Origin of the sequence: Actinoallomurus rhizosphaericola, assembly GCF_024055675.1 — a bacterium.
GTDB classification, from domain to species: domain Bacteria; phylum Actinomycetota; class Actinomycetes; order Streptosporangiales; family Streptosporangiaceae; genus Actinoallomurus; species Actinoallomurus soli.
On the sequence record NZ_JAMXMW010000002.1, the window covers coordinates 757,669 to 782,638 of the forward strand.

The 24,970-nt window shown below is 71.9% G+C and carries 18 protein-coding genes; 8 read left to right on the top strand and 10 right to left on the bottom strand.

Translation table 11 applies throughout. The features are described 5' to 3' along the window. Positions 1 to 5: 5 nt before the first annotated feature. A complete protein-coding gene (locus tag NE234_RS07535; RefSeq protein ID WP_252778128.1) occupies positions 6 to 488 on the bottom strand; it encodes a CarD family transcriptional regulator in 483 nt (160 codons plus the stop codon). Positions 489 to 772: 284 nt separating this feature from the next. On the opposite strand from NE234_RS07535, the gene NE234_RS07540 reads away from it, so the two are divergent. Then, positions 773 to 1,495 carry a hypothetical protein gene (locus NE234_RS07540; protein WP_252778129.1) on the top strand — a complete coding sequence of 241 codons (723 nt, stop codon included), beginning with the start codon at positions 773 to 775 and terminating at the stop codon, positions 1,493 to 1,495. 363 nt (positions 1,496 to 1,858) lie between these two features. Then, positions 1,859 to 2,758: an RAD23 family protein gene (locus tag NE234_RS07545; protein ID WP_252778130.1), complete on the top strand. Its 900-nt coding sequence runs from the start codon at positions 1,859 to 1,861 to the stop codon at positions 2,756 to 2,758. A 647-nt stretch (positions 2,759 to 3,405) separates the two neighbouring features. Here the strand turns inward: NE234_RS07545 and NE234_RS07550 are convergent. Both NE234_RS07550 and NE234_RS07555 read right to left on the bottom strand, forming a co-directional pair. Further along, positions 3,406 to 4,092: a response regulator gene (locus NE234_RS07550; RefSeq protein ID WP_252778131.1), complete on the bottom strand. Its 687-nt coding sequence runs from the start codon at positions 4,090 to 4,092 to the stop codon at positions 3,406 to 3,408. Then, a complete protein-coding gene (locus NE234_RS07555; RefSeq protein WP_406566957.1) occupies positions 4,092 to 5,264 on the bottom strand; it encodes a sensor histidine kinase in 1,173 nt (390 codons plus the stop codon). The genes NE234_RS07550 and NE234_RS07555 overlap by 1 nt, the downstream gene beginning before the upstream one ends. 159 nt (positions 5,265 to 5,423) lie before the next feature. Here NE234_RS07555 and phoU point away from each other — a divergent pair, with 159 nt between their 5' ends. Then, positions 5,424 to 6,080, top strand: a complete 657-nt coding sequence (gene phoU, locus NE234_RS07560; protein ID WP_252778133.1) for a phosphate signaling complex protein PhoU — start codon at positions 5,424 to 5,426, stop codon at positions 6,078 to 6,080. Between the two features lie 74 nt (positions 6,081 to 6,154). Here the strand turns inward: phoU and NE234_RS07565 are convergent, their stop codons facing one another. The 4 genes from NE234_RS07565 to mshA all read right to left on the bottom strand — a co-directional run bounded on the left by NE234_RS07565 (position 6,155) and on the right by mshA (position 9,724). Then, positions 6,155 to 6,901, bottom strand: coding sequence for a phosphoglyceromutase (locus tag NE234_RS07565; RefSeq protein ID WP_252778134.1), 747 nt, complete (start codon positions 6,899 to 6,901; stop codon positions 6,155 to 6,157). Positions 6,902 to 6,931: 30 nt separating this feature from the next. Next, on the bottom strand, positions 6,932 to 7,744 hold the full coding sequence (locus NE234_RS07570) for an SAM-dependent methyltransferase (RefSeq protein WP_252778135.1): 813 nt from the start codon (positions 7,742 to 7,744) through the stop codon (positions 6,932 to 6,934). A gap of 161 nt (positions 7,745 to 7,905) precedes the next feature. Next, the gene (locus NE234_RS07575) at positions 7,906 to 8,448 is read right to left on the bottom strand and encodes a type III secretion system chaperone family protein (RefSeq protein ID WP_252778136.1); all 543 of its coding nucleotides are present in this window, start codon (positions 8,446 to 8,448) and stop codon (positions 7,906 to 7,908) included. A 19-nt stretch (positions 8,449 to 8,467) separates the two neighbouring features. Beyond that, on the bottom strand, positions 8,468 to 9,724 hold the full coding sequence (mshA, locus tag NE234_RS07580) for a D-inositol-3-phosphate glycosyltransferase (protein ID WP_406566954.1): 1,257 nt from the start codon (positions 9,722 to 9,724) through the stop codon (positions 8,468 to 8,470). Positions 9,725 to 9,828: 104 nt separating this feature from the next. Here mshA and NE234_RS07585 point away from each other — a divergent pair, with 104 nt between their 5' ends. The 5 genes from NE234_RS07585 to NE234_RS07605 all read left to right on the top strand — a co-directional run bounded on the left by NE234_RS07585 (position 9,829) and on the right by NE234_RS07605 (position 14,055). After that, positions 9,829 to 10,593 carry an SDR family NAD(P)-dependent oxidoreductase gene (locus NE234_RS07585; protein WP_252778138.1) on the top strand — a complete coding sequence of 255 codons (765 nt, stop codon included), beginning with the start codon at positions 9,829 to 9,831 and terminating at the stop codon, positions 10,591 to 10,593. 152 nt (positions 10,594 to 10,745) lie between these two features. Continuing rightward, positions 10,746 to 11,801 carry a class I SAM-dependent methyltransferase gene (locus NE234_RS07590; RefSeq protein WP_252778139.1) on the top strand — a complete coding sequence of 352 codons (1,056 nt, stop codon included), beginning with the start codon at positions 10,746 to 10,748 and terminating at the stop codon, positions 11,799 to 11,801. A 79-nt stretch (positions 11,802 to 11,880) separates the two neighbouring features. Then, positions 11,881 to 12,591 carry a hypothetical protein gene (locus NE234_RS07595; protein ID WP_252778140.1) on the top strand — a complete coding sequence of 237 codons (711 nt, stop codon included), beginning with the start codon at positions 11,881 to 11,883 and terminating at the stop codon, positions 12,589 to 12,591. A gap of 119 nt (positions 12,592 to 12,710) precedes the next feature. After that, entirely contained in the window at positions 12,711 to 13,055 is a 345-nt protein-coding gene (locus tag NE234_RS07600) for a hypothetical protein (protein ID WP_252778141.1), read from the top strand. A gap of 1 nt (position 13,056) precedes the next feature. Then, positions 13,057 to 14,055, top strand: a complete 999-nt coding sequence (locus NE234_RS07605; protein WP_252778142.1) for a transglycosylase SLT domain-containing protein — start codon at positions 13,057 to 13,059, stop codon at positions 14,053 to 14,055. A 17-nt stretch (positions 14,056 to 14,072) separates the two neighbouring features. On the opposite strand, the gene NE234_RS07610 is transcribed toward NE234_RS07605, so the two are convergent. Genes NE234_RS07610 through NE234_RS07620 form a run of 3 tightly spaced genes read right to left on the bottom strand, consistent with a single transcriptional unit; the run spans position 14,073 to position 24,801 of the window. Further along, positions 14,073 to 14,675, bottom strand: a complete 603-nt coding sequence (locus NE234_RS07610) for a hypothetical protein (protein WP_252778143.1) — start codon at positions 14,673 to 14,675, stop codon at positions 14,073 to 14,075. A 4-nt stretch (positions 14,676 to 14,679) separates the two neighbouring features. After that, positions 14,680 to 15,279, bottom strand: a complete 600-nt coding sequence (locus NE234_RS07615; protein WP_252778144.1) for a hypothetical protein — start codon at positions 15,277 to 15,279, stop codon at positions 14,680 to 14,682. A 36-nt stretch (positions 15,280 to 15,315) separates the two neighbouring features. Further along, positions 15,316 to 24,801, bottom strand: coding sequence for a hypothetical protein (locus NE234_RS07620; protein ID WP_252778145.1), 9,486 nt, complete (start codon positions 24,799 to 24,801; stop codon positions 15,316 to 15,318). Positions 24,802 to 24,970 lie beyond the last annotated feature (169 nt).

Genomic DNA, 24,970 nt, shown 5'->3' on the forward strand with positions numbered 1-24,970 from the left:
AGACGCTAGTTGGCCAGGACCTCGTCGAGGAGGGCCTCGGCCTTGTCCTCGTTGGTCTTCTCGGCCAGCGCCAGCTCGCTGACCAGTATCTGCCGCGCCTTGGCCAGCATCCGCTTCTCGCCGGCCGACAGGCCGCGCTCCTTGTCACGCCGCCACAGGTCTCGGACGACCTCGGCGACCTTGTTGACGTCGCCGGATGCGAGCTTCTCGAGGTTCGCCTTGTAACGCCTCGACCAGTTCGTGGGCTCTTCGGTGTAGGGTGCGCGAAGCACCTCGAACACCTTCTCAAGCCCCTCCTGGCCCACGACGTCACGAACACCGACCAGCTCGGCGTTCTCCGCGGGAACGCGAACGGTGAGATCGCCCTTATCGACCTTCAGGACCAGGTAGGTCTTGTCCTGACCTTTGATGGCACGAGTCTCGATGGCTTCGATCCGAGCAGCCCCATGGTGGGGGTAGACGACAGTGTCGCCGACCTTGAAAGTCATGTGACAAGTACCCCTTCCGCTATGGATAAGGGTAGCACGCTGCAGGGACCTGCTGAACCGACCATCCGGACATATACGCAGGTCAGCGCGGTAATTAGGGTATTGACAAAGCACGAATTCGGTGCAACACCGGGCCATGGCGATTGGTTTGGGCCACACCGCTCACACGGCGACGGAAGCGGCTCATACTGGAGATGGACGAGCCGACACGGGCCCGTGATCCCGCTGTGGACGCGGCACGGGACCGGGTGGGGCCGGCAGCGGTCCGAGAAGGTAGGTGTGGCGTGGGGCTTCACGGCGACCCTGACGACTATGGGCTTCCCAAGGTCGACATCGTCGTCCCGGACGACGCGCGGGAACTCGACCGCGACGTGCTCGCGTACCGCCGTGAGCTGCGCCAGAAACGCCGCCGCGAGCGGTGGCAGCGGCTCGCCCGCCCGTTCACGCGCTACGGCATCGCCGCGCCCTTCATCGCCAGCGCCGTCCTCGTCGCCCTCATCAGCGGAGTGCTGATGACCGTCGTCTCGCCACGCCCCGTCAACCACGCCGTCCAGGTGCCGCCCACCGGCGCCGTACGCCACCGGCCGGGGGACCCCGGTGGCGCCCTGCCGTCCGGAACCCTCGTCGTCAACGGCCGGACGATGCCCGTCGACACGCTGATCAACGTGGCCGGGGTCGTCCTGATCGTGCCGCGCGACTGCCGCTGCGACGCCGCAGTCACGCACGTCGCCCAGCAGGCCGTGAGTCAGGGCGTCCAGACCTGGGTGATCGCGGACGGGCGCACGGGCAAGGACGCGGACGACGTACGGCGGCTCGCCGACACGGTCCCGCGCGGCGACGCCATCCCCGCCGAGGACCCCGAGCGGGTGCTCTCGACCTCCTTCCGCGCGGCGGGCCTCACGGCGGTGCTCGTCCGGCCAGACAAGATCGTCCGCGAGATCGTCCGCGGCGTCCAGCCGAACCGGAACCTCACCCCGGATCTGCAGGCGCTGCACACCCCGAGCTGAGCGCTCCGAGCCCGGCAGGACGTTCCTACGGCCCTCCGGGCAGAGTCGTTCCGGGTACCGGCCCGCCCCGGCCGTGGAGAACCGCCTAGCCCGGGCGAACCGCCCGACCCACCACGAGAGGACCGCTCGGGCCGCCCCCATCTTCGGGAGGAACCGCCCGGCCCACCGCAAGGAAGCCCCTCGGCCCGCCTTCACCTTCGGGGAACCGCCCGGCCCACCGCGAGGGGACTGCTCGGCCCACCCGCGGGGAACCACAAAAGCCGCCCCCCGTCAAGGCCGGTGCGGATACCCTCGCTACGCTTCAGACCGGGCGTTCCGCACGCCTCGGAAGACCCAAGCCCAGCCCAAGGAGAGAACGACGCCGTGAGCCGCAACCGTCGCCGGGCCGTCGCCATGGCCATCGCCGGTGCCTTCGCCGTCGCGCCGCTGGTGTCCGCCTGCGGCGCCGGCCAGCATCCGCAGTCGGTGCTGCCGACCCGCCTGACCGAAGGCGTCAACGCCTCCGTGGGCCACGTCGACGTGCGCAACGCCTTCGTGCTCGGCCCCGACCCCGGCCAGCGACTTCCCCAGGGCGCCAACGCGCCGTTCTACGCCTACATCGTCGACAAGGCCGGCTCGGACCGGCTCGTCGGCGTCGACGCGCCGGGCGTCGCGCAGTCGGTCCAGATCGCGGGCGGGGGCATCGACCTGCCGTCGAACCAGCTGATCTCGCTCAACCCGCAGTCCGGCAGCCGCCCGGCCGGCGTGCCGACCCCCGGCACCTCGCCGAGCGGGACGCCGACCCCGGCCACCTCGCCGGGCGCGACCGCGACCCCGGGCGCGAGCGGCTCCCCGGGCAAGGCCGGAAAGAAGGCCAAGCCCGGCAAGTCGGGCACGGCCACTCCTCAGAGCACGCCGAGCAGCCCCGCCGCGAGCGCGTCGAGCCCCGCCGGCACCACCGGGGCCGCGACCCCGCTGGTGATCCTCAGCGGCCTCACGGCGCCGCTGAACGGCGGTGAGAACATCCGGCTCACCCTGCACTTCCAGCAGGCCGGCTCGCTGACCGTGACGGTCCCCGTCATCCCGCGGGCGGACTACTACTCGACCTACCCGCCGGCGCCGAGTGGGACCATCGCGACCACCCCGACGCCGGGCGCCCCGGGCTCCCCCACGACGCCGGGCGCGAGCCCGACGCCGGGCGCGAGCACCAGCCCCACCGCGGGCGCGGCCACGCCGACCAAGCACGCCAAGGCCAAGAAGGCCTCCGCGAAGCCCACCAGCTGAGCGCGACGGCGCTCCGACGGCCTGAGCGCCACGGAGCGCCCACGACGAAGCCCGCCGGACTTTCCACATCGAATCCGGCGGGCTCTCGCGTTCTCAGGCGTCTCACCGGGGCTCCCGGCCGCGAGGGGCCCTCGGCGCCATCCGACCTGTCCCGATCCCGCGTCCTGTCCCTGCGCGTGGGTCCGGGTAGGGGCGGACCATCGGGTCTTACCGTCAGTGCCGAGGGTCGTGGTCGCTCACGGCACCGAAATCCTCGGCGCTGACGAATGGCCGTCCTGGCTCGGCCACTTCGCGTACCGGCGAACGCCTCCTCACGCGATACCGGGGCCCATGAGAACCCTGGGCCGGTCGGACACCTCGCAAGAGCAGGCGTGGCACCGGCACGGGAGGCCGGTGCGTTGAGGTCGCTGCATCTCGGACGGCCGCCGTTCGCGAGGAGTAGGAGCGCCGCCTGATCATCTTCGCCCTGCGGCGGCCGGTAGCGGGCTCTCGCGTTCACGGGCGTCGCGCCACGGCCCGTACCGCCCGTGCCGCGCTCCTGTTACGCGAGTCTCACCGCGGCACGCCACAAGGCGGCTCGTACCGCGGTGGCTCCGGCGTTCCCGGAGCCCGTGGCGGTACGGCCGCCGAGCCGTTCCCGTCGCGGCTTACTCGTCGGGCTCGAACTTGTAGCCGAGTCCGCGCACGGTGATGATGAAACGCGGCGTCGAGGGAGCCGGCTCGATCTTGGCCCGCAGGCGCTTGATGTGCACGTCCAGCGTCTTGGTGTCCCCGACGTAGTCGGCGCCCCACACGCGGTCGATCAGCTGCATCCGGGTCAGCACCCGCCCGGCGTTGCGCAGCAGCACCTCGAGCAGCTCGAACTCCTTGAGCGGCAGCGGCACCTCGTTGCCGGAGACGGTCACGACGTGACGCTCGACGTCCATGCGGACCGGCCCGGCCTCCAGGGTCGCGGGCGCGAGCTCCTCGCCGTCGCCGCGGCGGCGGAGCACCGCGCGGATGCGGGCGACGAGCTCCCGTGAGGAGAACGGCTTGGTGACGTAGTCGTCGGCGCCGAGTTCGAGGCCGACGACCTTGTCGACCTCGCTGTCCTTGGCCGTCAGCATGATCACCGGGACGTTCGACTTGGTGCGCAGCTCCCGGCACACCTCGGTGCCGGGCAGGCCGGGCAGCATGAGGTCGAGCAGGACGAGGTCGGCGCCGGACCGGTCGAAGGACTCCAGGGCGTCCGGCCCGGTGGCCGCGACGGCGACTTCGAAACCCTCCTTGCGCAGCATGTACGACAGCGCGTCGCTGAACGACTCCTCGTCTTCCACGACGAGCACTCGGGTCACTAGGGGGCCTCCCGTACGGTGTCTTGCTCAGGTGTTTCCTTCGCGGATGCGGAGGTGGAAAGCAGCGGAAGGCGGATGGTGAAGGTCGAGCCGGATCCCTCCTTGCTCCAGACGTTCACATCGCCCCGGTGCCGGGTCGTGACGTGCTTGACGATCGCGAGCCCCAGGCCGGTGCCACCGGTCTGCCGGGACCGCGCGGGATCGACGCGGTAGAACCGCTCGAAGATGCGCTCGAGGTCGGCCTCGGGGATCCCGATGCCCTGGTCGGTCACGCTGACCTCGGCGTGACTCTCGTCGGCCAGGCGGGTGCAGACGACGACCCTCGTGCGCTCGGGGCTGTAGGCGATCGCGTTGTCGACGAGGTTGCGGACCGCGGTGATCAGCAGCTCCTCGTCGCCGTACACCCGCAGGTCGTCGCGGCCGCCGATGGCGAGGGTGATCTCCTTCGGCTCCGCCTTGAGGCGGCACCGGTCGACGGCGTCGTGGACGACGTCGTCGAGGGCGACCGTACGGGGCCGCTCGACGACCTCGCCGCCCTGCAACCGGGTGAGCGTGATGAGGTCCTGGATGACGTTGGTCAGGCGGGCGGACTCGTGCTGCATGCGCTTGGAGAAGCGGCGCACGGCCTCGGGGTCGTCGGCGGCCTCCTCGACCGTCTCCGACAGCAGGGACAGCGCGCCGACGGGCGTCTTGAGCTCGTGGCTGACGTTCGCCACGAAGTCGCGGCGGACGGCCTCGACGCGGCGGAACTCGGTCAGGTCCTCGGCGAGGACGAGGACGAGACCGTGCGATCCCATGGGCGCGACCCGGACCGAGAACCAGCGGCCCTCCCGGCGGCCGTGGACGACCTCGATCTCCTCTTCGCGGATCTCCCCGTCGCGGCGCACCAGCCGCGCCATGGCGATGAGCTCGTCGACGAGCAACCGGTCCCCGCTGACCAGGCCGAAGGCACGGGCGGCCGAGCTGGCGCGCAGCACACGGTCCTCGCCGTCGATGACGACCGCGGAGGACGGGAGGACGCTCAGCACGGACGCCACGCCGCTGGGCAGCCCCGAGACCGGCGAGGGGACGTCGGCGGGCCGCTGGGCGCGCTCGCTCGCGCGCACGGCCAGCCCTGCCACCAGGCCGGTGAGGAGCCCGACGCCACTCGCCAGTCCGGCGACAACCTCCACATTCACACCTTGGATCGTAGGCGGAATCCTGTCGGGCTCCGCGCGCCGACCAGGTCGGACGCAAGGACGTTCGTCAAAAGTTAACCTGCAACTCCGCGACCGTTCATGCCGTCCGACGATGCTGCCAACTGGATATCCACGCCTCTTTTAAGGATCTTTATGCGAGACGCCTACCACGAGGAGCTCGACGGGCTCTCCGACAAGCTCGTGGAGATGACGCGGCTGGTGCGGTCGGCCATGACACGTGCCAGCACCGCCCTGCTGGACGCCGACCTGCGGCTCGCCGAAGAGGTCATCAGCTGCGACGAGCAGGTCAACAAGCTCAACACGGAGATCGAGGAGACGGTCTTCGACCTGATGGCGCGACAGCAGCCGGTCGCCCGCGACCTGCGGATGCTGATCGCCGCGCTGCGGATGAGCGGCGACATCGAGCGAATGGGCGACCTCGCCGTCCACCTCGCCAAGACGGCCCGCCGGCGGCACCCCGAGTCGGCGATCCCGCCGGAGCTTCAGGCGACCGTCCTGGAGATGGGCCAGATCGCCGAGCGCATGATCGCCAAAGCGGGCAGCGTCATCGCCTCCCACGACGTCGAGATGGGCCTGGAGCTCGACGGCGACGACGACCAGATGGACCGGCTGCACCGGAAGCTGTTCGACGCGCTGCTGTCGCCGAAGTGGCGCCACGGCGTCGAGCCGGCCGTGGACATCTCCCTGGCCGGCCGCTACTTCGAGCGGTTCGCCGATCACGCGGTCCACGTCGCGGAGAACGTCGTCTACCTGGTCACCGGCGAGCACGCGGCCGACATCGCCGAGTAGTCCCCACCCCCGAGACGAGTGGATCCCGGCAGCGAGCGCTGCCGGGATCTTCTTTGTGGCGGGAAAGCGTTAGTTCACTTCTTGCCCTGGTTCGCGACGGCCTCGATGGACTTCTTGGCGGCCTCGGGGTCGAGGTACTCGCCGCCCTTCTTCAGCGGCTCGAAGTCCTCGTCCAGCTCGTAGAGGAGCGGGATGCCGGTGGGGATGTTGAGACCGGCGATGTCCTCGTCGGAGATGCCGTCGAGGTGCTTGACCAGGGCGCGCAGCGAGTTGCCGTGCGCGGCGATCAGGACCGTACGGCCGGCCGCGAGGTCCGGGACGATCGCGTCGTACCAGTACGGCAGCAGGCGGTCGACGACGTCGGCCAGGCACTCGGTGCGCGGGATGAGCTCCGAGGGCAGGAGGGCGTACCGCGGGTCGTTGATCTGGGAGAGCGGGTCGTCGTCGGCGATCGGCGGCGGCGGCGTGTCGTACGACCGGCGCCAGGTCATGAACTGCTCGTCGCCGTACTCCTCACGCGTCTGCGCCTTGTTCTTGCCCTGCAGGGCGCCGTAGTGCCGCTCGTTGAGCCGCCAGGACCGCCGTACGGGGATCCAGAGCTGCTCCGCCGCGTCGAGCGCGATGTTGGCCGTGCGGATCGCCCGCTTGAGCACCGAGGTGTGCACGACGTCGAGCTTGAGGTCGGCGTCGAGCAGCAGGTCACCGCCGGTGACCGCTTCCTCTTCCCCCTTCTCGGAAAGATCGACGTCCACCCAGCCCGTGAAGAGCCCCTCGGCGTTCCAGACGCTCTCGCCATGCCGGAGAAGTACCAAAGTCGCCATGGCAAACGAGCGTAGTGCCTCGCCTCGGCCTCAGTGTTTCCGGGCGACACCCGCGAGGAAGTAGCTCTGCGCATAGCGCTCGGCGATCCGCTTGGACTCGACCGTGTCGGGCCGCCACGCCGAGACGTTGACCAGACCGGGATCGACGAGGTCGAGGTCACCGAAGAGGCCGCGGATCCGCTCCGTGCCGCGGGCGATGATCGGGGTCGAGGAGCGCCGGTAGATCTCGGTGACGGGCTCGACGGCCTCCGGGAGCGCGTCCCCGCAGACGTGGCTCAGCACGAGGTACCCGCCCGGCGGAAGGGCGTCCCGGAACCGCGCCACGACCTTCTCGGGGTCGTCGGCGTCCTGGAGGAAGTGGACGATCGCCACGAGCAGGATCGCGATGGGCCGGTCGAAGTCGAGGCGCTCGCGGACCTCGGGGTTCTCGAGGATCTCCTCGGGGCGGCGCAGGTCGGCCTGGACGATGTGGACGTTCCGGGCGCCGGCGAGGATCGCGCGGCCGTGCGCGAGGACGACCGGGTCGTTGTCGACGTAGACGACGGAGGCGTCGGGGACGACCGAGTTCGCGACCTGGTGGACGTTGTTCTGGGTGGGCAGCCCGGTGCCGATGTCGAGGAACTGCCGGATGCCCGCCTCGGCGAGGTACCGCACGGCCCGGCCGAGAAAGGCGCGGTTCTGCTGGGCGGCGAACCGGATCTGGGGGGCGATCCCCAGGACCATCTCGGCGGCGGCGCGGTCGGGCGCCAGGTTGTCCTTGCCGCCGAGGAAGTAGTCGTACATGCGGGCCGCGTTGGGGGTGCTCAGATCGACACTCTTAGGGGCCTCGTCCCGATCCGCCACTCCATGCCCCCTCCGGCCCGACTCCTGCGACCCAAGGTAGTTTAGCTACTTAAAGCCACCAATGGTGCGCAATACGCATAGAAGGGTAGAACGCGTTATCGCTCCGCCCGGCGCTCTCGCTCTCGCTCTTCCCGCCGGCCCGGCCGGTCAGGAAGGACCGGTCAGGAAGGGCCGGTCGAAGGGCCGGAGGCGGCGCTCTCCGCCGCGCCGTCAGCGGCAGCTCCGGGCAGGATGCGCGCGAACGGCCGGAGATTCGCGACGCTCTCCCCGCGGCTCACGCGCCACTCCCACTCGCGCCTGATCGACTCGGCGAACCCGAGTTCCAACGCGCGGTCGAAATTGTCGTCAGAGTAGGTGAGCACGCAGCCGAGAATGCGGTCGATCTCCTCCGCCTCCACGGCCGAGAGCGGCAGCCGTCCGACGAGGTACACGTCCCCGACCGGGTCGAGGGTGAACGCGACGCCGTACATCCCGCCGTTCTTGCGCAACAGCCAGCGGTAGAACTCCTCGTGGTTCTCGTCCGGCTGCCGGCAGAAGAACGCCTCGACGTGCAGGCTGTGGTCACCGGCGATCAGCCAGGTCATGGTGGCCAGCTTGTGACGTCCGGGCAGCTTGACGAGGTACGCGCCGGGGCGCGGCCGTTCGTACTCCAGCCCCTGCTCGTCCAGGATCGCCCGCAGTCTCTCGTCGGCGTTCGCTCCCATGCCGTCCCCCTCTCGTCGATCAGGCCGAGACGGCCATGGTGCGGGCCTCGACGGCCTCGGCGTAGACCTCCAGGAGGCGGTCGGCCGTCTCGTCCCAGCCGAACGCCCTGGCGTGGCGTACGGCGGCCTCCGACATCGCGCGCAGCCGCCCGGGAGCACCGAGCAGACCGCGCAGCACGCGAGCGTAGTCCGCAGGATCGTGGCCGTCGATCAACACTCCGGACCGGCCGTCCCGTACGGCGATGCGCAGCCCGCCCACCGCCGCGGCGACCACCGGTGTGCCGCACGCCTGCGACTCGACCGCGACCAGGCCGAACGACTCGCTGTGCGAGGGGACGACGGTGATGTCGGCGGCGCGGTACCAGTCGGCGAGCGCGTCCTGCGGGCAGGGCGGCTCGAACCGTACGACGTCCGCGACGCCGAGCCGGTGCGCGAGGTGCCGGAGCTCCTCCGGCCGGGCGCGGCCGGACCCGCTCGGCCCGCCGACGATCGCGACGATCAGCCGGTCGCGGAGGCCCGGGTCGTCCTCGATCATGCGGGCGGCGGCGCGGACGAGGACGTCCGGCGCCTTGAGCGGCTGGATGCGGCCGACGAACAGCAGGACGGCCGCGTTCCGCGGCAGGCCCAGCCGGCGCCGCGCGCCGCCGCCCGGCGTGAACCGGGACAGGTCCGCGCCGGGCGGCACGGTGGCGACCTGGTCGGGGTCGGCGTCGTACAGCGAGATCAGCTGCCGGGCCTCTTCGGCGGTGTTGGCCACGAGGCGGTCGGCCGAGTCGACGACCTGCTGCTCGCCCAGCACCCGGCGGAGCGGTTCGGGCGAGTCGTCGGTGGCCAGGGAGAGGTTCTTGACCTTGGCGAGGGTGTGCATCGAGTGGACGAGCGGGACGCCCCAGCGCTGCCGCGCGGCCCAGCCGGCCTGACCGGAGAGCCAGTAGTGGGAGTGGATCAGGTCGTAGTGGCCGGGCTCGTGCGCCGCCTCCGTACGCAGCAGGTCGGAGGTGAACGCGCACAGGTGACCCGGCAGTTCGGACTTGTCGAGCTCCTCCAGCGGCCCCGCGGCGACGTGCCGCACCGAGACGCCCGGCGCCAGCTCGGCGACGGGCGGGAGCGTCCGCGAGGTCGCGCGGGTGAACACGTCGACCTCGACGCCGCGTTCGGCCATGCGCTTGGCGACCTCGACGATGTAGACGTTCATTCCGCCTGCGTCGCCGGTCCCCGGTTGCTCCAACGGCGATGTGTGAACACTGATCGTCGCTACGCGGGCGAGACCCGACACGGACACCACCTCCGATAGAGCAACTTACCGACCACACAACCGCATTCCCCTCGCCCGGGTCTCCCCGTGACCGCGCAGGCCATGCGCCTGAGAAGATTGCATCCGTGCGGAAGACAGCAGTGATCACGGGTGCAAGCAGTGGAATCGGCGCGGCGACCGCGCGGCGGCTCGCGGCGGAGGGGTTCGACGTGGTGCTCGCCGCGCGCCGCGTCGACCGCCTGGAGAAGCTGAAGGCGGAGATCGAGAGCGCCGACCCGGCCGGCCGGCGGAACGCCGTCGCGGTCGTCGCCCTCGACGTGACGTCACAGGAGTCGGTCGACGCGCTCGCGGCGTCCCTGCGGCAGTGCCACGTCCTGGTCAACAACGCGGGCGGGGCCGCCGGCCTCGACCCGGTCGCGAACACCGACCCGGCCGACTGGCAGTGGATGTTCGAGACGAACGTCCTCGGGCTGATGCGCGTCACCAAGGCACTGCTGCCCAAGCTGATCGACAGCGGCGACGGCCACATCGTCAACGTCACCTCGCTGGCCGGGCACGCCGTGTACGAGGGCGGCGCCGGGTACACCGCGGCCAAGCACGGAGCCGCCGCCGTCAACGACACGCTCCGTCTCGAGCTGTACGACCAGCCGGTCCGCGTCACCGAGGTCGCGCCGGGCATGGTCAGGACGGAGGAGTTCTCCCTCGTCCGGTTCAAGGGCGACGAGGAGAAGGCCGCGAAGACGTACGACGGCGTGGCCGAGCCGCTGGTCGCCGAGGACGTCGCCGACTGCATCGCCTGGGCCGTCACCCGCCCGTCGCACGTCAACATCGACCGCATCGACGTCAAGCCGCGCGCCCAGGCCGCCGCCCACAAGGTGCACCGGGTCTGAGGCCGGGACGGCCCGCCTGCGGCCCCCGCCCCGTCCCCGGCGGTCCTCGCCGACGGCGTCATCGGCGGCCGCCCCGTTGCGAGCGGTCCTTGCCGGCACGTGCCCGGCGGCCCCCGTCCCCGGCGGTCCTTCGGTGGCCGCACACTGGGTGCGTGTCCCGTCCCCCCCGGCCCGAAGGGGTCATCACCCGCGGCACGACCGCGCCCAACCGGCTCCGCCGCGCCGACCGCTGGATCGTCTCGGTGCACGGCCCGCTGCTCCGGCGGGCCGAGCGGCCCCTCGTCGTGGACCTGGGGTTCGGGGCCTCGCCGGTCACGACGGCCGAGCTGTTCGGGCGGCTGCGCGTGGTGCATCCCCGGGTCGAGGTGGTCGGCATCGAGATCGACCCGGCCCGGGTCGCCGCCGCGAAGCCGCGCGAACGCGAGGGACTGTCCTTCCGCCTCGGCGGCTTCGAACTGCCCGTCGACCGCCCGCCCACGCTGGTCCGGGCGTTCAACGTGCTGCGTCAGTACGGGGAAGGCGAGGCGTGGGCGGCGTGGGAGCGGCTGTGCGCGGGGCTGGCTCCCGACGGCGTTCTGGTCGAGGGCACCTGCGCGGAGACCGGCCGCCGTGCCGCCTGGGTGACCCTCGGCGCCCGCGACGCGGACGGTACGCCGGCCGCCGGCGCGGGACGGAGCACCGGCGGCGGACGAGGCCCGGCGGCCCTACGGGACGCGGGGAGGGTCCAGGGCGCGGACGCGGTACGAGACGCGGCGGCGGCCCGGGGTACGGACGCGGTACGAGACGCGGCGGCGGCCCGGGGTACGGACGCGGTACGAGGCGCGGGGGCGGTGCGGCGTCGTGACGCGCGGCCGGGCGGGGCCGAGCCGCGGACGATCACGCTGGCGGCCCACCTTCCGACGTTGTCGCGGCCGTCGGATCTGGCGGAGCGCCTGCCCAAGACGCTGATCCACCGCAACGTGCCCGGCGAACGGGTGCACGAGCTGCTGGCCGCGTTCGACCGCGCGTGGGCGGCCGCCGCGCCGCAGTCGGTGTTCGGGCCGCGCCAGCGCTGGGTCACCGCGGTGCAGCTCCTGGCGCGCGACCACCCGGTGCTCACCGCGCCGCCGTACGGCGGGCGGGCGCGCTGGCGACTCGGGGAGGTCACCCTTCCCTGGTCGGCCGTCGCCCCGGACCAGATCTCCTTGATCCCCTCTTTGCGCGAATAACGACATATCGCCATAGAAACGACTTTTCGGGCGAACGACCGTTGGAGTACTGGTCGACTTCACCGAGGAGATGATTTCCATGGGCGAACGCCACGAGATGCGGTGGGGCGGGCTGGCCGGCATCGGCGCGGTGGTCTTCGCGGTCGTCGGCCGGATCGTGATGGGACCAATGCCGCAGCTCACCAGCCCGGTCGGCACGGTCACCATGTACCTGGCGACCCATCGGGCGCACATCATGTGGGGCACGGTGCTCTTCGCCATCGGGATCGCGTTGTTCCTGTGGTTCGGCGCGGCGCTGTCGACGGCGTTCCGGCGCGCGGACGAGGCCGGTGACGCTCCCACGGTCGTCCTCGCCGGGTTCATCCTCGTCTCCACGCTGGCGTTCATGGCCATCTCGGTGTTCGCCGGCATGACGTACGCCATGACGGAGTACCGGACGCTGCTGCTGTTCGCGCCCGCTCCGTACGCCACGATGACGGTCGTGGGGACGGTCGCGGGCGTCGCCACCGCGCTGACGTTCGCGGCCATCACCGTGGCCAACGCCCGCACGCGCCTCCTTCCGCGGTGGATGGCGCTGTTCGCCGGGATCGTCGCGGTGATCCGGCTGCTGGCCGCCTTCACCCTGGGGATCACCGGCGGTGTCCTCGTGCCCGGCGGATGGCTGGAGACGTACGTCCCGGGCATCCTCGCCGCGCTCTGGGTGCTCGCCGCGAGCGGGCTCCTCGTCCGGGAGCACCTGCCGACCCTCCGGATGCGCGCGCCACGCGTCATGGGACCCCGCCGCGCCTGACCGTACCGAGCAGGCCATTCCCGTCTCTGGCCGAAGCCGTGATATGCCCGGTAATGTAAAGTCGCCTTTTCTCGGGTGCGACATCCGTCATGCCACGTCGGCCATTGCGAGGGGAACGCATGACGAGGAGCGACAACGCTCTCAACTGGCAGGTTCAGCAGGAGAAACTGTCCGCGGCGGCGGAGGGGACCTATCAGATCGCCCGTGGCCTGCGCCGGACGGTCACCGAGACTTCGGCGGGATGTCTGGCGGTCACGTCCGGTCACCAGGGTTTCTCATGCGTCGGGACGCTGGCGCGGCTCCATGAGGCGCATTCCGCGCATTTCGAGGGCCACGCGGTCGAGGCCGACGAGTTGACGCACCGTTTTCTGAACACCGGGACGACTTACACGGGCGCCGAGCACGCCGCCTGGGGCGCGGTGGGCCGGGCCCGGCAGGTGACCGAGTCGGCGCGAGAGGTCTGACGTGACGATCTCGTACCAGCAGCTCAGGGACGCCAACCCGGCGATGTTCCACCAGAGCGCGGCGGCGTGGAAGGACTGGGCCGACGCCGCACTGGTCCACGCCGGGTACGTCGACGACCGGGTCAACCCGCACATCCAGCCGGGACACTGGGACGGCATGGTCGCCGAGCTGGCCCGCGGCAAGGTGACCGACGCCAAATCGCGGCTGACCGACTCCGCCGGCCGCCTGAAGACCATCGAGACCGTGCTCGTCCAGGCCGGCCAGGACTTCGAGCAGGCCCAGCAGGACCTGCTCGCAGCCGTCCGCGAGGCCCAGGACACGTGGCACTTCGAGGTCGACGGCGACGGGAACATCACCATCCCCGGCCCCCTCATCGACCCGAAGACCAAAGACAAGGACACGATCACCAAGACCAAGAACGCCGCGGCGACCCTGCAGACGAAGATCAAGGCGGCGATCTACCGGGCGGACCAGGCCGACACGGGCGTGACGAACGCGCTGAACGGCCTGTTCCCCCCGAAGGGCGGGTCGCCGACCGGCGGCGCGGGCCCGACCGGCGGCCACGGCCCGAGCGGCTGGAACGGCGACTACGGGCCGAGCGGCGCGCCGCCGCTCCAGAAGCCCAGCGGGAACGTCGCGGAGTGGATCCGGCAGGCGATCGCGGTCCTGCACCAGCACGGCATCGATCTCGGCCCGAACGACGCCAGCTACATCGCGACGATCATCCAGTACGAGTCCGGCGGCAACCCGCACGCGATCAACCTCTGGGACTCCAACGCCGCCGCCGGTCACCCCTCCAAGGGCCTCATGCAGACCATCGACGGCACCTTCAACTCGTACGCGATGCGCCAGGCGGGCGGTGCGGCGCCCAACGTCTGGAACCCCGTCGACAACATCGTCGCCGGCGTGAACTACGCGCTGCACCGCTACGGTTCGCTGGCCAACGTCCCCGGCATCCGGAACCTCATCCACCACACCGGCGGATACGTCGGCTACTGACCCCTGCGGGCCGGACGTCACGCGTCGCGCAGATTGCGGAAGTCCCGGAGGCTCCGCTCGTAGAAGGCGAGCTCCTCCTCCAGCCGCGCCCTCGTGAACCGCTCCGGGGCCTCCTGGCGGGTGAGCGTTCCGAGGTCCGACCAGAACGCCGTCTCGGGCACCTCGTCGGCGTCCGGGGGAAGGAACCTGGCGGCCTCCCGCAGCGCCGCACGGGCCACCTCCCAGCCCTGCACCACGTTCCGGTACAGGTCGTCGTCGGAGGTGTCACGGGCGGAGTCGAGGCTCTCCAGCATCGCCCGGCGCGCGTACGCGGCGGCGACCTGCACCCACTGCCCGGCGTCGATCAGCTCGGAGGGCCCGTCGCCGAACATCAGGTCCTCGTCCCGAGCGGTCGCCTCGCTCGCGTACGGGATCACGACCTCGACGGGGTCGCCCTGGCCGGCCCTCTCCCTCTCGATCCGCAGCGTCCAGGCGTCCGGGCCCTCGGTCAGCGTCGTCCGCGGGCGGGAACCGCCCGCCGGCTCGCCGCCGGACGCCTCCGGCTCGTCACCGGACGCGGTCGCGGACAGCAGGAGGTCGGCGTACAGCTCGGCCTCACGGAGCGTCCTGGCAAAGGGCACGGCCTCAGTCTCCTTCTTCGCGTCGCTCGGGCGCACCGCCCGCCTCGGGGGCACCGCCGGCCTCGGGTGAAGGGCCCGGTCGGTGCCCGCTCAGCCGGTCGCGGTAGTCCTCCCGGAGGGACAGCAGCCGGTCACGGGTGAACCGTGCGGGCTCGGCGTCGCGCTCCCGCCGTCCGCGTTCGGACCAGAACGCCCGTTCCGGCACCGCCTCGTCACCGGGGCCCAGGAACTTGACGATCTCATCGACCGCGGCCACCGCGATCGCCAGCGCGCGACGTTCCTCGGCGGGGTCGTCGGCGGGAACGTTCCGCGCGGTCAGGTCGGCCACCCACAGCCATTCGCCGGCGTCCAGCAGCCGCGACGGCTCCGGCCCTCCGAACGTCGGGTAGCCCACGGGCACGACCTCGCGCTCCGGCAGGGCGAAGAGGTGCTCGCGTGCGTTCCCGCAGCCCGCGCACGTGCCCGCGTACCGGCCGACCGGCGCCCCTTCGGCCAGGACGATCCCGTGCCGCCAGGTCGTCTCCACCGATCCGCAGACGTCGCACGGGTGCAGGTCGAGGTAGAGGTGTGCCTCATCCCTCGTCCGCGCCACGGGAAACGGCATCGCGTTCCCTCCTCTCCCGCCTGTTCCAACGGAACCCTAGACGCCGCCTCCTCCGGGGCCGGACGCCACGGCGCCCTCGCCGGTGGCCTCACCCTGCCAGGACCCGGGTCGCGCGTCGGCGTCGGGCCGGATCGCCTGCCTGCGGGGAACGTCCCGATCGGGAACGTCGACGCCCCGGCCCAGCAGCTCGTCGCGCACGTGGTCGGAGAACTTCCCCTCGCCGTCCCACTCGTTGAACAGCCGACGCAGGTCCACGCCGTGCTCGTCCGCCCGCTCGGAGTACCACCGGTCCAGGCCGGCGAACGCCTCGGCGAAGCCGCCGTCGGTCCACTCGTCCTCGCAGTGCAGCATCCCGTCCTTGGTCGCCAGGTAGCGGTGCGACTCCTGGCCGGGCACCTCCACCTCCACCCGTACGTCCGTCTGGTTGAGCATGGCCTTCATCAGCGCCTGCCGAAGCGGGGCCGACGGCCGCTGCGGATCGGCGGTGACCGGGTCCCAGTGACGATCCGCGCCGCCGGGAGCGCCGTCGGAGGGCATCGGCCAGGCGGGCGCCTCCTGCCGAGGGGCCTCCTGCCGGTCCCGCGCGGCCTGGTACTCGTAGTCCGGCAACGTCAGCTTCACGGTGCCGTGGGCCGTCCTGCTGATCTCCTTCTTGCCGTGGGTGACAGTGATCTCGGCGACGTAGTGCGCACGTGCTTCGACCCCCTTGCCCTTGACCATGGCCGTGGTCTCGATCCTGAGCCCGCTGCTCGTTCCGACGCTCTCGGACGCCTGCGCGCCGGTGGCGATCGACTCGCTTACCCCGACCGGGCCCATGGGCTCGTTCCCGGAGAACCCACGGGTGACGGGGAAGAGCCGCCCCTTGGAGATGGCGTATCCGGACATGTGCTGGTCGCGCCATACCTTGCCGTACTCCACGTCCGTCAACCCGCCCACGTCGATCGACGGATCGACGAGCGTGAGCCTGATCCGCGCGGTCGCCTCCTGCCCCCCGTAGTGGACGGTGATCGAGCGTCCGGAGCCGGTCAGCTGCTCGAAGCCGGCTTCGCGCCAGGTCGCGCGCCACTGGTGCGCCAGCTGGAACTCGATCTCCGGGCGCGCCCCCGCGGGGAGCAGCTCGCTGAACGCGTCGAGCATGAGGGCGTGCGGCCCCTCGCCGTCGATCTCGTGCGCGTAGACCTTGGCGCCCTCGGGGACGAACGGCCGGTGGTCGGACGGCCCGTCCGGGACGGCCGGGTGGTCGGGAACGGACGGCCGGTCCGGGGCGGACGGTTGAGCGGGGCCGGCGGCGGGTCGCTCCTCGACGGGGAAGGCCTGCTCCGTGGGCACCCACCGGACGACCGTTCCGTCCAGGGTGACGGTGGCACGGGTGAGGGCCTTGGGCGCCTTGGCCTCGTCGACGAGCCGGCCGGATCGCAGCGGCACCCGCTCGACTTCGAGGTCGACCGTGAGGGACTGCCGGAACTTGGTCAGGCCGAACTTGGCGACCCGGTTGACCTTGGTCTGCTGCTCGCCGCTCGACTGGGTGACGGACGTGCTGCGGCCCGTGGACGCGTTGCCCGTCGTGTCCGTGTCCGAGCCCGACACGCCGCCGCCGAGGGACTTGCCGTCCGTTTCGGAGGTGCCGGTCTCCAGGTAGTCGTACTTCTGCCCGATGTGCCCCTGATCCGGGCGTACGGCGAGCACCTCGTGGTCCTGCCCCGTCACCGCCCTCATCCGCAGGTGGAGCAGCTGTACGCCGTGCGAGGTGTTGATCTGGACGGGGATGCGCTCCACGTGGCCCAGGAAGTCGATCGCGTCCCGGAAATGGCCGTACGGGCGCTTGCCGGCGAAGGTCCGGTAGAGCGCGTGCTTCAGCGCGTGGTCGGTGTTCAGCGCGTCCGGGGCCACCTCCTCCACGAGGCGCCGCATCGCGTCGTAGAGCTTCACCTCCTCCCCGCTCGGGGTCTTGAGGTGCATCTCCTCGACCATGGCCGAGTGTTCCCAGGGGTCGGGGATCGTGATCCGCCGGGGCTCGTTCACCAGGTCGACGGCCCGGGTGATCTGCTCGCGCAGCAGGTGCTCGGCGGGGGCCTTGGTCAGGCTGGGGCCGAGGCCCGTCGCCGACTCGAGCTTCGCCTTCAGCACGTCGGGGGTGTGATGCTCGGCCAGCGGCACGTGGGCCCCGGCCTTGGCCGCGTCCGCCAGGTCCTTGGTGTAGCGCTGGAGAAGCGGGCCGGCCAGGTCCCGGTCGAGGTGCATGGTGCCGTTGAGGACCCGTTCGACGGCGTCGGCCGTCAGCGCCGGCGGGTGCTCCAGCGTGCCCGCGGCGTACAGCTCCAGGCTGTTGACCTCGCCGATCGACAGGAGCATCGGGCGATCCGGCAGGGGCACCGTGACGGGCTTGTGGTTCCCGCGCTGGACGACGACCTCCAGGTCGGCGCTGCCGCGATGGACGTACTTGTTGTCGAGGCCGATCTTCAGGTCCTCGTGGGCCCCGATCTGGAGAGTCGACGTGGAGGTCGCGGTGTTCTTCCCCTTGGACGCGTCGACCTCTCCGCCGGCGGTCGAGCCGCCCGCCTGGTGCTCGGTGCCGTTGAACGACCCGCCGGTGCTGTGGCTGTGCGACTCCGACCGGGAGCTGCCTGCGCTGGAGAGGTTCATCCGGATGACGCCGTCGACGTCCGGGGCGACGACGATCTCCCCCACCGAGGTCACGTCCCGCATCCTCAGCGTGACCGAGATCGTCTCCGGCGACGGCCCGTGCGGGTCGACGATCAGCTCGACCGTGTACGGCGCCCCGGCGAACCACTCCGGATGCGAGCGCACGTTGTCGGGATGCAGCAGAGCGGAGAGCTGGTTGTAGGCCGTGGTGCCGGGCTTGAGACCGGCCGCCGCGGCGACGTCCTTCCCCCCGCCGCGCAGGTCGAGCGCCTGCACCTGGACCTTCTCGCGCACCTCCGGCGGGATCGGGCGTTCGGCGTCCGCTCCGGTCGCGGCCGGATCGGCGGCGGGCCGGTCCCCCGTGTCGCGCGGCAGCAGATCGGTGGAGATGACCACCTCCGCGCTGCCGTCCTGGGTGATGATGTTCTTCCCGTCGAGGTCGGCACCGCTCTTGTCCGGGATGTGCCATCGCGTCTGCCGACCGGTCGGCTCGTGCAGCTCCACCGCGTTGCCGGTGTTGCCCTCGGACCAGCCGACACTGTGGCCGTTGTTCCGGGAATGGTTCGCGCCGACCTTCGGCGCGAAGCCGGCGTGCCCCTGGCCGGGGTCGTGTCCCAGGGACGCACCGCCGCCGTACTCCCACGCCGACGAGACGGCGCGCGACCGGCCGGCCGTGTCCGACCCGATGCCCAGGTAGGCCTCGCCCCGGTCATTGGTCGTCTCGATGACCCTGGCGTTGGCGAAGTCCTGCTCCTTCCAGAGGGTCAGCGTGCGCGTCTCCGGCGCGTGCCCGCTCCGGACGTGCGTGAGCGGGATGTCCAGCGCCCCCTGGCTGGCGGCGTTGTAGTGCGTCGCCACGAACCGCGGGTCCAGGGCGTCCCGGACCTGTTCCAGGGTGAGGGCCTGGCCGATCTGCTCGACCATGTCGCCGTCCGGGTCCCAGATCTGCCGGCCCTCGGCGTCGAGCTCGGGCAGGAAGCCGTCCTTCTGCAGCTCCTTGATGATCGCGTCGTGGATGCGTGCGTCGCCCTCGGCGTCGGGGCCCATCCGGACGTTCTCCACCAGCGCGTCCCCGGCTCCGCGGACCTGGCCCTTGCCCGTTCCCAGGTGGGCGGGGAGCTCGGCCTTGTACCCCTGCGGCACTCCGGGGTCGCCGTCGTCGCGCGACGCCACGGAGCCGTCGGGTCTCCTGATCACCTCGCCCGAGGCGTCGTGCTTGACCGCCGCCGCGTCGACCGGGGCCCCGTGCCGGAGGAGTTCGTTCTCGGGAGCCTGGACGACCTCCTCACCGGTGTGCGTGAACCGCAGCGTCCTGTTCTCGCCGATCACCGTGACCCGGGCCTCGTACACCACCTCCTTGAAGTGCATCACCACTTCGTGGCCGGTGGCGCGATTCACGATCACGAAGTAGGCGTTGCCGCCCATGTTGATCCCGTCCGAGCTCGCGCGGTTGTAGCCGCCGGACACCTTGGGTCCCACGCCGAGGCCGTAGTCCTTCGGCCCCGGCACGGCGTCGAAGGAGTCGATCCCCGGGATCTTGAGGCCGAGCGAGCCCGAGACGTCGATCGAACGGTTGAAGGACTCCGATCCGTTCACGCCGACCACGCCGATGCGCAGGCGCTCCTGCCACACGTCCTTGCTGGCCTTCGTCAGCGGCACGGCACTGTCCAGCACCATCTTCTTGGTCAGCTGGACCTCCAGCTTCGGCCGGCCGTTCTCGAAGATGATGTCCGGCACCCCGGACTCCCTGTTGGCGGCCTTGTACGAGTGGCCGGGGAGCTTCTGGGTGATGGCCGTCTGGAGATCTCGCTGGGCGCTCTCGCTGAGCGGGTGCCCCTCGGCCCGCAACCCGTCCACGGTCGTCTTGAGCAGCTCCTCCGGCCCGTGCGACCAGAGGGTCACGTGCTCGGGGAACGGCGTCCGCCCCCGCTCCTGCGGCGGCAGCTGGAACGTGTGCTCCGGGGGCGGCAGGGTCTGGGAGTGCGGGAGGTACAGGTGGAGTTCGGCCGCGTCGTCGCCGACGCCCTCGGTGACGCGCTCGACCGACGTGCCGGGGGACGTGCCGGCGTCGCGCGACTCCACGTGGACGACGACCTGCTTCGCGGCGAACCGCCGCTTCGGCCCGCGATCGTCGGCGACGTCGCCGTACCGTGCGTCGACGAGGACGCTGCCCTTCTCGGACAGGTTCCTGCCGACGGTCACCCCGACGCTGGGCGCGGCGTGCTCCAGGACCCCCTTGACCGCCGAGTGATCGGGCATGACCTTCGCCAGACCCGACAGGTCGAGGCCGAACGGGGTGTTGAGGCTTCGGGCGAGGGCCGCCCCGGCGGTGACGCCGGTCTGGGGAAGCGAACCGCTGACGTTCTGGGAGGCCGACACGGGATCGTCGAGGACCTCGACGAGATCACGGGCCTCCCACTTCACCCAGAGCTTGTGCCCGCGAACGCGCAGCTCGGCGCCCTGTGGGGACAGCACGTGGCGGAGCTTCGCCCCCAGCTGGTCCTCCACCTCGGAGGGGGTCACCCGGTCGGTGCTCCCCTGGTGCGCCAGGATCTCGTTCCAGCGCTCCGTGGTGGCGTGCAGCAGCGGGAAGCGGCCGGTGATCGCGCCGTTGGACAGGACGTGTTCCGAGGGCAGCGCCGCGTCATGCGCCTCCTGGTAGGCGGTGAAGTGCTCCTGCGCGTCGTGGGCCAGCGCGACGACGTCGTCGTGCGACACCCCCGTCGCGGACGCCGGAGGATGCTCTCCCGTCTCGAGGCGCTCCAGGGAGCGCTGCAGCGCCTCGTACCGGTCGTGCGCCTCGGCGGCCCTGTCCAGCGCCTTGTCGTACGCCGCGGCCATCTCCCGGTGGTACTCCTGCAGCGTCCGCGCCTTCTCGCTCGCCGCGGCGGCCTTGCGGCTGCGTTCGAGCGCACCGCTGTCGCGCTCGCCCGCCTCCTTCATGGCCTCCCGGAAGGAGGCGTCGGCCCCCTCACCGGCCTCCTGCGCCTTCGCGCGGTGGTAGTCCACCCGTTCCAGCAGCGCCTCGAAGTCCCGGTGCAGGGCGGCGGTGATCTCGTGGGTCCTCGCCCTGACCTCGGCGACCGGCGTGACCGTCGCGACGCCCCCGCCGTCTCCCCCCGGCCCCGGGGCGGGAGGATCGCCGGCGGGGTGCGCGGGGGCTCCGGCCTCCGCCGTACGGGCCTCCGCGGGCAGAACGCCGTCCCGCCCGCTGACCCAGGGCGGCTGCGGGGGCGTCCGCCCCCGGTCCCGCATCTCCGCCGCGAGGTCGTCGATCTCCCGGGTCAGCCGCTCCCGTACGACCGGGTCCGTGGCCTCCAGCCACTCGCGCGCCAGGTACCGGTGGCGGGTGAAGTACTCGGCCGTACGGTCGGGGCCGCTGAACGCGGACCGTACGTCGTCCATGAACCGGCGGATCACGCCCTGGCCCGACCGGGCGTCCCGTGCCGCCAGGGACTGCAGCCGGTCGTGCACCGCGTGCTGCCAGATCTGCGGCAGTCTCCGCCCCTCTTCCGCGACGACGTGCGGAGGCAGGCCGGCCGCCACGGCGGCCTCCTTCGACATCATCGTCGGGGGCACGGCGAACCCGTGCTCGCCGAAGTCCGCGAGCTGCGAGAGCGGATCCCGCGTCACCGCGTGCGGCAGCTCCCGGACCTCGACGGTGAACCGCTGGTCGCCCCAGTGCTCGGTCTCGACGACGACCGTCCTGCCGTCGTCGGCCACGCGCCACCCGCGCACCTCCCGGCCGAAGTCCGACGGCAGCAGGTCGTCCAGCGCCCGGTGCACCTCCTGCACGCTGAGTTCCTGCATGTGGGCGGGACGGTCGGGGAGGGCGGGCCCGGCGGGGTGCGTCGCGCCGGACGGCCGTGACCCGTCCGGGACCGTTCCATCCGGCCGGGGGCCGCGCGAGGCCGGGGCGCCGCTCGCCGGCGCGCCGCTCTTCGACGGGTCGGCGCTCTTCGACGGGTCGGTGCCGAGCGCCTCGACCTGCCGGGTGATCGACCGTGCCGTCGGCTCGTGCGCCGACGGCCGCAGCAGGGTGTCCGGCTCCGCCGAGCGGCCCAGGACCGACGCGGCGCGCGCGGCGTCTCCCGACAGCACCTCCCGCCGCACGGCGGCGACGTCGTCGGCGAACTCCGGATGGAGGTCGGCCATGCGCTGCAGGGCCTCCAAAGCGCCGTCCACCCGCGGCCGGCCACCGAGCCGGGCGACCTCGCCGCCCAGCCAGGCCGTGGCCTCGGCGCGCAACCGCCCCGGACCGACGCCGTCGGCGGCCCGTCCGGTCAGCTGTCGCTCGGCGTTGGAGAGCACCTCGGCCGGGACGTCGACGGCGCGTCCGTCCGGTCCGGTCACCCGCAGCCCGCCGTCCTGCAGCGGCAGACCGTCCGGGGCGGCGATCCGGCGTCCGTCGGTCACCGCGGTGCGCGCCAGGTCGGCGGGCGTGTCGGCGGGCGTCCCCCCGCGCGCGGGCAGGGCCGGGTCTCCGCCGTTGCCCGCCCCGGCGGGCGCGGCGGTGGTCTTCGGCGCGACGGCTCCGCCGGAGCCCTCGGGCCCGGCCGGTGTCGCCGGTGGCGGGAGCGGTGTCTCTCCGGTCGGAACCGGGGTGACGGTGGTGCCGTTGGTCGCGGGCAGGGCACCCTGGCCCTGGTCCCCGGTCGCCGCCGGCGCCCCCTGGTGCTGTCCTCCGGTCGTCGCCGGGGACACGCCCTGGCTCTGTCCTCCGGTCGTCGCGGGAGGCGCGCTGTGATCCCGCCCGCCGGTCGTCGCGGGAGGCGTCCCCTGGGACTGTCCTCCGGTCGTCGCCGGAGGCGTGGCCTGGCTCTGCCCACCCGTCGTGGCGGGAGGCGCGCTCGGGTTCTGTCCGCCCGTCGTCGCCGGAGGCGTGCCCTGCTGTTCTCCGCCGGTCGTCGCCGGAGGCGTGCCCTGGGGCCGGCCCGCAGGCGCGGGGAGAGCGCCGGGGCCCCCACCGCTCTCTGTTCCACCGGTCGGCGCGGGGGGAGCGGCCGGGACGATCTGTCCCCCGGAGCCCTCCGTCCCCGGTGGTACGGCCTGCGCCGGGAGCGACGGGGGCTCGGGGTTCAGGATCCCCACGACGCTCGTGCCGGGGGCCGTGGGCGGGGCGCCGTGGTTCGGGCCCGCGACGGTGGTCGGCCCGTCGGAACCCGGCAGCGCCGGAAGGTCCGGCCGCGGCGTCTGGGCCGGATGCGAACCGGTGCCGGCCAGCTCGATGCCGGACCCGGGTGCGGCCGGATGGGCGCCACCGGCCTGCGCTTCGCCCGTGCCGCCCGTGTGGCCGGTGGCCGGGCCGGGGTCCCCGGACACCGGCACTCCGTCGCGCGCGATGACCTGGCCCTGGATGTCGTAACCGACCCCGCGGTCGGAGGTGAAGTTGTAGTCGTCACGGGGATTGGGTATGCCGTCCCGGGAGAACGGCGGAGTCTCCCGCCCGTCATTGCTGTAGGAGGCCCGCGGACCGCCCCCCTCCTCGAAGGGCAGACCGTTCGGCGGAGGAGGCGGCCCACCGTCCTCGCCGGAGCCGCGCGGAACCCCGTCTCCACCGGAGCCGGACCACGGACCATCGCCGCCGGGGGGAGGCGGAGGCCCGTCATCGCGGGGCCCGCGCTTCATGATGTCGCTGAAGGCGCCGATGCCGGCCATCCCGAAGCCGAACGTCGCCGCGTCCTTGAGGTTCACGTGCCCGTCGTCGAACGCCGCCTGCGCCGCGACGTTCCCCGCCGTGGCGGCGGTGCCCGAGAACAGGAATCGGCTGCCCCAGCCCTTCAGGCCGGGAGCCTCCATCGCGTTCGACAACGCCGTGGTGATGTTGTTGCCCCGCAGCCCGACCCAACCACCGGCGGCGCCCATCACCCCGCCGGCGACAGCGCCCGTGCCGATCGACTTGAACAACTCGCCGGTGTCGAAGTGGTCCTGCGCGCCCGTCTCCATGAAGGACGTCTGCCGGATGACGTCCATTCCGCCGCCGTACCAGACACCGGCCACGACGGCGTCGACCACCGCGCGCACCAGACCCTGCAGGGCGATGCCCGCGGCCTTGGTGGTGGCCAGCGCGCCGGCGATCGAACCACCCAGCGTCGGCCCGGACCACAGTTTCGCGATGACCCAGGTCGCGATCAGGAAGACGATCATCCGGTCGAACTGCAGCCGCGCGCCCTTCTTCTGGCGGATCAGCAGGTCGACCGACCCGCCCAGTCCGCGCAGGTCCGCGACCAGCCTCTTCAGGCCGCCCTTGCCGTTCTCTCCCGTCAGCAGGTCGGTCTTCAGGCTGAAGAGTTCCTTCGCCACGCCTTCGTTCGGCGCCTTCACCGCCTGCACGTGACGCGAGACCTCGGAGGCCACCTTCTCGGCCTCCGCGGCCGCGTGGAGGAACGCCTCGCGCAGCTGTGCCAGCGCGGCCATGTTCCCATCGGGGTACTGGACGCCCAGCCCCAGCGTCTCGAGGAGGTACAGGATCTCCTTGCCCCCCGTGGGGGGCGGGTCCGACTCCGGGAGCGCATCGCTCGCCGGAGGCAACTTATAGTGCTCGATCGCCGGGACGGGGACCTGCTCACCTCTCGGGCGTTCGGCCTGCTGGTACGTCCCACCGGAAGCGATCATGCGCCGGCCCGCCGAGCGCAGTTGGTTCACCATTCCGGCGATCTCGTCGAGCGTTCCGTCCCGGGATTCGCGGAAACCCGGTCTGCCCGATCCCCCGTTGAAGAAGGCCAGCCCGATGTCGTCCTGGCCGTAGCACTTGCCGGCCGCACTCACCCGGTAGACCAGCGAATCCGCCGCGTTCGCCAGCGAATCGGCGACCGAGAGCATCGCACGACCCGCCGAGACCCACGTCTGGGAGTAGGCGACCAACCTGTCGGCGACCACGGCTCACCCCTCGCCGTGTACGAACAGGACGAGCCGGTGCCGACGGTTCACCGCCGGCGATTCTCGTGATGCTCGAACGTCTTCCTTCATGTCGGTCCCCCATCGGCTACTACGCGGCAACGCGGGTATCAGCGGCGGGCGCGAATGAAACGGCCCGACACGCGCCGCG

What these genes read in the sequence shown, in the direction of transcription:
- NE234_RS07535 (WP_252778128.1), bottom strand. Translation starts at nt 488, where the DNA reads ATGACTTTCAAGGTCGGCGACACTGTCGTCTACCCCCACCATGGGGCT.
- phoU (WP_252778133.1), top strand. Translation starts at nt 5,424, where the DNA reads ATGCGAGACGCCTACCACGAGGAGCTCGACGGGCTCTCCGACAAGCTC.
- NE234_RS07565 (WP_252778134.1), bottom strand. Translation starts at nt 6,901, where the DNA reads ATGGCGACTTTGGTACTTCTCCGGCATGGCGAGAGCGTCTGGAACGCC.
- NE234_RS07575 (WP_252778136.1), bottom strand. Translation starts at nt 8,448, where the DNA reads ATGGGAGCGAACGCCGACGAGAGACTGCGGGCGATCCTGGACGAGCAG.
- NE234_RS07595 (WP_252778140.1), top strand. Translation starts at nt 11,881, where the DNA reads ATGGGCGAACGCCACGAGATGCGGTGGGGCGGGCTGGCCGGCATCGGC.
- NE234_RS07600 (WP_252778141.1), top strand. Translation starts at nt 12,711, where the DNA reads ATGACGAGGAGCGACAACGCTCTCAACTGGCAGGTTCAGCAGGAGAAA.
- NE234_RS07615 (WP_252778144.1), bottom strand. Translation starts at nt 15,279, where the DNA reads ATGCCGTTTCCCGTGGCGCGGACGAGGGATGAGGCACACCTCTACCTC.